Below are 9309 nucleotides of genomic sequence, written 5' to 3' on the forward strand. Positions count from 1 at the left end.
ATAAATTATTTAAGTAATAAAACTATTCAAATTTTTCTAAATACTCTTCTTTAATTTGTTTGGTATTTCTTCTCCAGTTTTAATATTTTATAAAATCCAAAACCAACATGCAATATCATTTGGATTAAAGCAACAAAACTATTTAAATACAATACTCCTTTTAAATTTGATATATCAAACATGAAACAACCTAAAATTATAGGCATCACACTAACTGAAATTGAAATATGTGGCTTTAGAATCCACCCCCTGCTTAAATATAGTGAAAATCCGATGCTCATTATCAAATTAATACAACTCCCAATTATCATTAATGTTAACTCCGTCTTTAATCCTGCGTAGTTTTTCCCTAAAATCCAAAGTAAGTAATCCGAAAAAAACCAAGTAAACACAACTATAAAAAAACCAAAAACAAAAAAACCAGCTATTATTTTGGAATAAATACCCCGTAACCTTAAGTCCTGATTTTTTATTCGTGCAAATCTTGGAACAATCAATGTGCCAAAAATTACGGATACAAGATTTAAAAGTACAGCCAGCCTTCCTAAGGCTCCTATCTGTGCTACTGAAGTGGAATTGCCAAAAACTGAAATTATCCAAATAGTAATTTGACCTGATAAACAATAATAAACAACTGCTGGTAGACTTCTTTTTACGATTATTAAGATTTCTTTTTTAATTAACGGGTCTGGTAATTTAGTTTCATCAACAAATTTATTTGAAATCTTTCGAAGATTTAGATTCCCATAAATTCGCGGTATCCCCGCGGCCAGAATTGCAATATAAGCAAAAGGAAATATAAAAAGAGTTGAACCTACTAATAGTAAACGGCCTATACCTACATACACCTGATTCTTTTGAAGCGGTAATATATTTTGGTGCAGTTTAAGCGGTATTTCCAATAAAGAATCCGACAAAGCTGCAAAAAAAGCAGGAATCAATGATATCGTTATTAAAAACGATGTTAACCAGCCAGCTCCATTATGCATTAATAGATAAAATAAAATTGGCAATGATATCATTAGGCTACCTAATGCAAATTTTCTACGTAGGGCAAGCCCTGTCGTCATTACTGAACCAAGTTTTTCTTTATCCTCCCAAACTTTACCTCCTTGAGCCATAACTCCTGTAGAAATACCTCCATCTGATAATAAGGTCATTGCCCCAAGCATCGTATTAGTCAGAGTATACAATGCATACTCTTGAGTAGAAAGCAATCTAATTATTAATATTCCGCTAGCGAAACCAACAATTTGTACTATTAATTGAGCAGCACCTGTGATAGATAATAATTTACCCCAATGCATCGCCTTGTCATAACTGGGATGCTGTTTTAGATGGGAAATTCTTTGCTTCATTATACTATTTTTAAATCTTAATCAATGAATCTACTTTTTTTTTCTCTAAAAACTGTTTACTAACAAAAACAGAAAATAGATGCGACGGTTTTTCAACCAGCAAATAAAAAACGTAAGAAAGTAGTAGAGCAACTATTATGACAATTAAATGACCTGTTTCTTTATAGTTTAAGTAAAAAAGAATATTGTAAACAATGGGATGCACCAGATATAAAGAATAACTCCATTTCCCTGCACTTTCTAAACTTTTTAATGGTTCATTATTTTGGTAATAAATAATTTCATATCCTATCCAGGCACAGGCTATTATTGAAAATATATTTAAGGTAAATACATTACTGGCAAAAGGAGAGTCAACATGAAACTGTACAATACGAAGAGTTGTAATTACACCAATCATAGAAATACGTAACAGCCATATTTTTTTAATGCTTAACAAAGTAAATCGATCTTAATTTTCAGATAACCAGCAACCAAGCAGCCAGCAAGAAAGCCCAATTAACCACCCTAAATATAGTGAAGGGGAATACGCATTATTAGATTCCGTAACCAAATCTAGATTGAATAGTAATACTGAAAATAATATAAAATAAGCGACGCAGAATATATAGTCCCATTTTATTGATTTTCTGATATAAAAAAGGATCGGAAATATTAGATAATAAATCATCTCACAAATAACACTCCATAAAACTCCTAATTGTGGTTCCTTTTTTAGAAAACCGTCATTAAAATTGACATAAAGAGCCAACGCAATCAATGCCGGTATCCCTATCCGCAATAAACGTCTTGAAAAATAAGACAACAAATTGATTGACTGTTGATTTCGAAAAGGGAAGTTGATACAAAAACCACTTATTATAAAAAAACAAATAATAGAGGCAGGTCCATTAAAAATTAGTCCTGTCACTTTGCCCAAATTTATCATTATCACATTTGTTCCAGTTTCTTCATTCATAAAATAAGGTAAGGGGAACCCTAAATGTCCTACTAACACAAGAAGGCGCAGACAAATCGGAGGGAATCTAAAGCTTTTATTCTTTGCATAAATTATTTATCTAATAAAAATTATTTTGTAGTATCTTATACTAAAACATTAAATAAGTAATTGATTAATTGGTCAATTGTTCTCGTATCTATTAACCAGTTAACTATTTCTAAATGATTAAACTTTTCTCTACTCAAAATAATTAAAAATGGTACCCCAACCATCTTTGAAATACTGTTTTCAAATTAATATAATTTCAAATCGCTCGCAACCATCTCTTTAACCAATGCAGCTAAATCATATTGCGGTTTCCAACCCAATTGTGTTTTAGATTTAGTAGGGTCACCAATTAACAAATCTACTTCTGTTGGGCGGTAATACTCAGGATCTACACGTACAACCACGGTACCTATTTCCAACTGATACAAAGGATTATTACAAGCGGCTATTTTAGCGGTTTCGTTTTCATTCTTCCCTTCAAATACCAGTTCCACACCAACCTCAGCAAAGGCCATACGAACAAAATCTCTAATATATGTGGTAACACCCGTTGCAATTACATAGTCTTCAGCTACATCTTGCTGTAAAATACGCCACATCGCTTCTACATAATCTTTGGCATGTCCCCAATCTCTTTGCGAATTTAAGTTCCCCAGAAAAAGACACTCTTGCTTTCCTTTTGCAATAGCAGCAGTGGCCATCGTAATTTTACGGGTGACAAAAGTCTCACCACGTCTTGGAGATTCATGATTGAAAAGAATTCCGTTACAAGCAAACATATCATAAGCCTCACGGTAGTTTTTTGTAATCCAAAAGGCATAAATCTTAGCCACTCCATAAGGAGAACGCGGATAAAACGGCGAGTTTTCGTCATAAAATCCTTGTGCGTTTTTATTCTCTGCTAATCCACCATACAATTCAGAAGTTGAAGCCTGGTATACTCTGGTTTTTTTACATAAACCTAATATTCTGACTGCTTCAAGGATTCTTAAAGTTCCTATTCCATCCACGTTAGCAACATATTCAGGTGAATCAAAAGAAACCTTTACATGTGACATCGCTCCTAAATTATAGATTTCATCAGGCTGTACTTCCTGAATGATTCGTATGATGTTAGTGGAGTCCGTCAAATCTCCATAATGCAATTTAAAATTAACATGTGCTTCATGCTGGTCTTGATAGATATGATCAATACGTTGCGTATTAAAAGAAGAAGCGCGGCGTTTAACACCATGAACCATATATCCTTTTTCCAATAATAATTCTGCCAAATAAGATCCGTCTTGACCTGTAATTCCTGTTACCAAGGCTGTTTTTTGTGTAGTACTCATTTTTTTTGTTTAAACGGTTTATCGATTATTTGCTTAATTGTTTTGCCTCTCGATTAACTAATTATTTTTATTTTTTATAAGAAAGATTTGACGAAAAGTTGAATCGCTTATTTGTTTAATCGGTTAATTGTTTGATGAAGAGTTGAATCGCTTATTTGTTTAATCGGTTAATTGTTTTCGCATCGATTAAACAATTAAACTTTTTCCTAAACGATTAAACAGTTAAACAGTTAACCTATTCCTAACCAGTTAAACTTTTTTCTTCAATGTCTCCTTATTATTGATTTGATATTTATATAGTGAATTGAGTTTATTTAGAATAGCATCCAGCTTTATTCGAAGTTCCGTATATTTCTCTTCATTAATATACTTCATATCCAAGGCGGTATTCAAATGATCTATCGTTTCAAGCGCTGTCGAATAAGACATATTTGTAAAATGGGCTTGGTCAAAATTAGAAGATCTTCCGGAACCCTCTGCCAAATTAGCGGAGATACTGGCTGATGCCCTATTAATTTGACTAATTAAATCAAATCGCTCTTCTTTTGGAAATAACTGACTCATCAACTTTATATCAATTTTGAACTTTCTGGCCAGTTGATATACCTCTAATTTTTCGAAAGAATAGATGTGATAGCTCAAATCGGTTAATTGTTTAACTGGTTAATTGTTTATTCGTTTGTTATTAGGTAATTGAAAAGTTGAATCGGTGATTGTATTTTGCAAGGTTGAACTGGTGAGTTGAATCGGTAAATTAAACAATTAACTTTTGGATAACCTGCTAACCCTTTTCTAAACAGTTAAACCTTTCCTAAACAATTAAACGATTAAACTTTTCCTAAACGATTAAACTTTTCCTAACCGATTAACCTTTCTCTAAACAGTTAAACGATTAACCAGTTAACCCTTTTCTACATTTTCACTTCCTTAAACCGATTAATATTCTCCAAAAACCAATCATACGTTTTCTGTATTCCCTCTTCCAATTGAACCTGATGCTTCCATCCCAAAGCATGCATTTTGGATATATCCATTAATTTTCTTGGCGTACCATCTGGTTTTGTGGCATCCCAAACAATCTCTCCTTGGTGACCCGTTATCTTTTGTATCGTTTCTGCCAAATGTTTGATGGTCAAATCTTCTCCGGTTCCCACATTGTATAAATAATCTGGTAGTTTATTTTCTAAAGCAAAAACAACCGCCTTTGCCATATCATCCACAAAAAGAAATTCTCTCATAGGTGTTCCGCTTCCCCAAAGGGTTACGGGAGCATGGTTATTTTCCTTCGCCTCATGAAATTTTCGCATCATCGCCGGTAAAACATGCGAAGAAGTTAAATCGAAATTATCATGGGTGCCGTATAAATTAGTTGGCATCAGACTCACATAATCTTTTCCAAATTGTTTTCTGATAGCTTCACAGGTTTTCACGCCAGTAATTTTTGCAATAGCGTACCATTCGTTAGTAGGTTCCAAAGGGCCCGTAAGCAAATATTCTTCTTTCAACGGTTGTGGAGCCAATTTTGGATAAATGCAGGAACTCCCCAGAAAAATAAACTTCTCCACACCAGACTGTAAAGCGGTATCGATTAGATTATTTTGGATTTGCATGTTTTCCATAAGGAACTGGTACGGGAAATTATTGTTGGCCAATATCCCGCCCACTTTTGCGGCAGCGTCAATAATCACTTCCGGTTTTTCCTTTGCCATAAAAGCAGCTACTGCTTGTTGGTTTCTCAAATCAAGTTCTTTGCTAGAAGAGCCAACCAAATTAGTATACCCTTTAGCGGTTAACGTACGCCAGATAGCGCTACCCACCATCCCGTTGTGTCCTGCTATATATATTTTTATGTCTTTATTCATTTTTATTTTAATTATATATAGGCATTAAATGATATCATTAATGCTTCATTTATCTCTCTTCAACTGGAAACAATATTTTTAAATACTAGAAGTGATAATCTGAAAATGAAGTCACATTAAAAATCAATACGTCAGTTCGAGCTATAATTTTTTATCTTGGAATTCAATTATAAATCAAATTGCCATTATTTACGAGATTGAAGTGTCCTTAACTTCCGCAGTCGAGCGTCAAATGTTTGAAGAATACGCAAAAAGAAAAGCTGTTTGAGCGCAGCGAGTTCTTTTCTTTTTGCGTATTCGAAAACTAATTTGACCGACGAGGGAGTGAAGACTTGAAATCGAAGATTCATGAATACCAAAAAATAATAATAACCCATGAATATTTTTTTGTTACTTTTTTCATCAAGGAAAAAAGTAAAAATCATCTTCAAATAAAATTAGCGTTACTACAATTATCCAGCTACTTATGCGATCTCTCGTCGAGATGACAAAATACAGTAAAGGCTTTTTAATTCAATAAATCCGAATTCTCTCTTTCAAGCGCACTATAAACACTTTTGACATCCTGTGAAAATTCCTTTTTCAAAATCAAATTCGCAGTAGGCGTATAAACAAAAATAGTGTCTTTTACCCCTATAAAAGCGGTATAGTTAGTAGTCCCAATAACCATATTCCCGTTTTCATCCACAACATGACCAATCGTAACTAAATAATCATACACAGACTCGAAAGAACCTAAATCTGACCAGGCAAATTTAGAGGATACCACTTTTATTTTCTTACTTCGCTCCATCACCGCATAATCAATACTGATGGAAGGAATATCCATAGAAAGTGCTAAATCTAAATTCCCATTGGTATTACTTTCCCAAACCAATTTCGATTTCTCATATACTTCAGGGTGAAAAGCTTTCAATTCTTCCAACAAAACGCTTGCTTTAAAACAAAACATTCCGCTGTTCCAAAGAAAATTTCCCTTGGCTATAAAATCTCGCGCCGAAACCTTATTCGGTTTTTCTCTAAAAGAAATCACGTCATCTCCTTTGCGTTCAATATACCCATATCCCGTTTCCGGTTTTGTAGGTACAATACCAAAAGTAACAATGGATCCTTGAGTAGCTTTTTCTACTGCTTCTTGTATCGCCGTTTCATATTCAGCCATATCGCCAATAATATGATCCGATGGCGTGACAATCAAAATGTCGTCGGGATCAGCGGCAAAAGCAGCAAATGCTATGGCGGCAGCCGTATTTCTTGGCGTCGACTCGATGATATCAATATACTCCGTATTCGTTTTTTCCAGAATTTTTCTGCTCAAATGACAATTGTCAATATTCCCGACCACCATCACTTTATCAGCTATATTGCGATTGCGATCCACGGTCATTTCAAACAGCGACTTACCGTCAAAAATATCTAAATATTGTTTAGGCTGGCTTTTACGCGACAGCGGCCACAACCTGCTTCCTACTCCTCCGGTAAGAATGACGTGAATAATTGATTTTTTGTTTTCCATATTTTATTTTTTGGTCTATGCTCGTTGGTCGTTGTTCGATATTCGTTGGACGAAAAACGGATAACGCTAAACGGATAACGACTTTATTAATTTATATAACATCATTTTTATTCTTGTACACAATTCGAATAAAAAAGTATAGTCAGTCTCTGTAATATATCCTAAATCTTTAGACAAATACAAATGATAATTTGTTTCTTCTAATGATCCTTTCGCTATGTATAAAAACTGTATAAATTCTTTTTTATATTGTCTAGCCTGACCTTCAATTATATTTGTCGGAACGCTACTTACGCTTCTTCTGACTTGACTAGTGAGACCAAATTGTTCGGCCTTTGGAAAGCCTTGAGTAATTTTATAGACATCGATCGTTAATTGATGGGCTAATTTCCAAACTTCTAAATTTGATTCCATATTTCATTAGTTATTCGATTTCTAAAAACGATAGACGGTGGACTATAAACGAAATTCGATCTTTACAACCTGCCATCTACAGCATCGCCTAAAACTCCTTTTACGTCGTACAAAATACTATTTGAATTTTTAAATATTGAAAAATCCAAATCTAAAAAGTCAGCATGAGCTACACCCAAAACAATGGCGTCAAACTTTGCATTAGGTATTGTATTTAGCGTAACTAAATTATATTCATTTTTTACAGCAGCTGTATCAGCCAACGGATCGTAAATGGTTACTGTAATTCCATAATCAGTTAATGCGGCAATAACATCGACAATCTTTGTATTGCGAACATCAGGACAGTTTTCTTTGAAAGTAATTCCAAGCATTAAGAGCGTGGCTCCATTCACTGAAATTCCATTTTTTATCATTAGTTTCACAATCTGAGAGGCAACATATTCCCCCATGCTGTCATTCAATCGTCGTCCTGCTAAAATAATTTCGGGATGATACCCAAATTCCTGGGCGCGCTGCGCCAAATAATAAGGATCGACCCCAATGCAATGTCCACCAACTAAACCAGGCTTAAAAGGCAGGAAATTCCATTTGGTACTTGCTGCTTCTAGAACGGCATGGGTGTCAATATTCATTAAATTAAATATCTTGGCCAATTCATTTACAAATGCTATATTGATATCGCGCTGTGAGTTTTCAATTACTTTGGCGGCTTCGGCTACTTTTATTGATGGTGCCAAATGCGTTCCCGCAGTTATGACACTTTTATATAGTTCATTGACTTTAATTCCTATCTCGGGCGTTGAACCCGAAGTCACTTTCAAAATCTTCTCTACTGTATGTTCTTTATCTCCGGGATTAATTCGCTCTGGCGAATAACCCGCAAAAAAATCTATATTAAATTGTAGTCCCGAAACGCTTTCCAAAACAGGTACACACTCTTCCTCAGTGACACCAGGATAAACGGTCGATTCATAAATAACAATATCCCCCTTTTTCAAAACGGATCCTATTGCTTCACTTGACTTATATAAAGGTGTTAAATCAGGACGATTATTCTTATCAACCGGTGTTGGCACCGTTACGATGTAATAATTACAGTCGGCAATATCAGCCAAAACTGACGTGCAATACAAACCGACAGCATCACCGGGTCTATCGAGCAGTACTTCTTGTAATGCAGCATCGCTGACTTCAAAAGTTGTATCAGTACCTGATTTCAAGGAAGAAACTCTAGATTCATTGATGTCAAATCCGACAACAGCATGTTTGGTTGCAAATAAACGTGCCAATGGTAAACCCACATAACCCAGACCTATTACCGCTATTTTTAGGATTGAACTCATTTTTTAAACCAATTTTGATAAACGATTGTTAATTACAGTGTACAGCTACGCGATTCAAACTCACAGGAATGAGTTGAAAATAAAATTTTTTTTTGTGCGCAAATATAGTTAGAATATGCCACTTCTTTTAGTACTATTTACGCCTCGAAGTACTAAAACACTGGCAAATAGAAAAATAAAATACGCAACAGCTTCATATACAGCATTTAAGAGAGCTTATAATATTTAATATTCACAAAAAAATCACCCGAATAGGTGATTTTGATGCTATATCAAGACAAAAGAAAAGATTACCCATGAATATCTTTTGTTTCTTTTGAAATCGAAGATTCACGAACTCCAATAAATCATTAACTCGTGAGTAATCAAGACAAAAGAAAAAATGTTATTCAAATAAAAAATCCGTTTTATTACCACTATCTAACTACTTATGTGATCTCTCCTTTCGTCGAGATGACAAACTACAACCCGCCCTTATATTTTTACACCAAAAA

9 protein-coding genes are annotated in these 9309 nt (G+C 34.3%); all 9 read right to left on the reverse strand.

Annotated elements, in window-relative coordinates:
• Window positions 1–50 precede the first annotated feature (50 nt).
• Window positions 51–1358, reverse strand: coding sequence for an MATE family efflux transporter (locus ACFX5F_RS12230; RefSeq protein WP_379852317.1), 1308 nt, complete (start codon window positions 1356–1358; stop codon window positions 51–53).
• A 10-nt stretch (window positions 1359–1368) separates the two neighbouring features.
• Window positions 1369–1797, reverse strand: coding sequence for a hypothetical protein (locus ACFX5F_RS12235; protein WP_379852318.1), 429 nt, complete (start codon window positions 1795–1797; stop codon window positions 1369–1371).
• A 12-nt stretch (window positions 1798–1809) separates the two neighbouring features.
• Complete coding sequence (locus ACFX5F_RS12240) at window positions 1810–2355, reverse strand: acyltransferase family protein (protein WP_379852319.1); 546 nt, start codon at window positions 2353–2355, stop codon at window positions 1810–1812.
• Window positions 2356–2591: 236 nt separating this feature from the next.
• The gene (gene gmd, locus ACFX5F_RS12245) at window positions 2592–3677 is read right to left on the reverse strand and encodes a GDP-mannose 4,6-dehydratase (RefSeq protein ID WP_379852320.1); all 1086 of its coding nucleotides are present in this window, start codon (window positions 3675–3677) and stop codon (window positions 2592–2594) included.
• 249 nt (window positions 3678–3926) lie between these two features.
• The gene (locus tag ACFX5F_RS12250; protein ID WP_379852321.1) at window positions 3927–4319 is read right to left on the reverse strand and encodes a four helix bundle protein; all 393 of its coding nucleotides are present in this window, start codon (window positions 4317–4319) and stop codon (window positions 3927–3929) included.
• A gap of 269 nt (window positions 4320–4588) precedes the next feature.
• Entirely contained in the window at window positions 4589–5539 is a 951-nt protein-coding gene (locus ACFX5F_RS12255) for a GDP-L-fucose synthase family protein (protein WP_379852322.1), read from the reverse strand.
• A 508-nt stretch (window positions 5540–6047) separates the two neighbouring features.
• Window positions 6048–7055, reverse strand: a complete 1008-nt coding sequence (locus ACFX5F_RS12260) for a mannose-1-phosphate guanylyltransferase (RefSeq protein ID WP_379852323.1) — start codon at window positions 7053–7055, stop codon at window positions 6048–6050.
• Between the two features lie 66 nt (window positions 7056–7121).
• On the reverse strand, window positions 7122–7469 hold the full coding sequence (locus tag ACFX5F_RS12265; protein ID WP_379852324.1) for a four helix bundle protein: 348 nt from the start codon (window positions 7467–7469) through the stop codon (window positions 7122–7124).
• Window positions 7470–7531: 62 nt separating this feature from the next.
• Window positions 7532–8815 (reverse strand): nucleotide sugar dehydrogenase, encoded by a 1284-nt coding sequence (locus ACFX5F_RS12270; protein WP_379852325.1) that lies wholly within the window; start codon window positions 8813–8815, stop codon window positions 7532–7534.
• Window positions 8816–9309 lie beyond the last annotated feature (494 nt).

Source organism: Flavobacterium zhoui (assembly GCF_042787235.1).
In the GTDB taxonomy this organism is placed as follows: Bacteria; Bacteroidota; Bacteroidia; order Flavobacteriales; family Flavobacteriaceae; genus Flavobacterium; species Flavobacterium zhoui.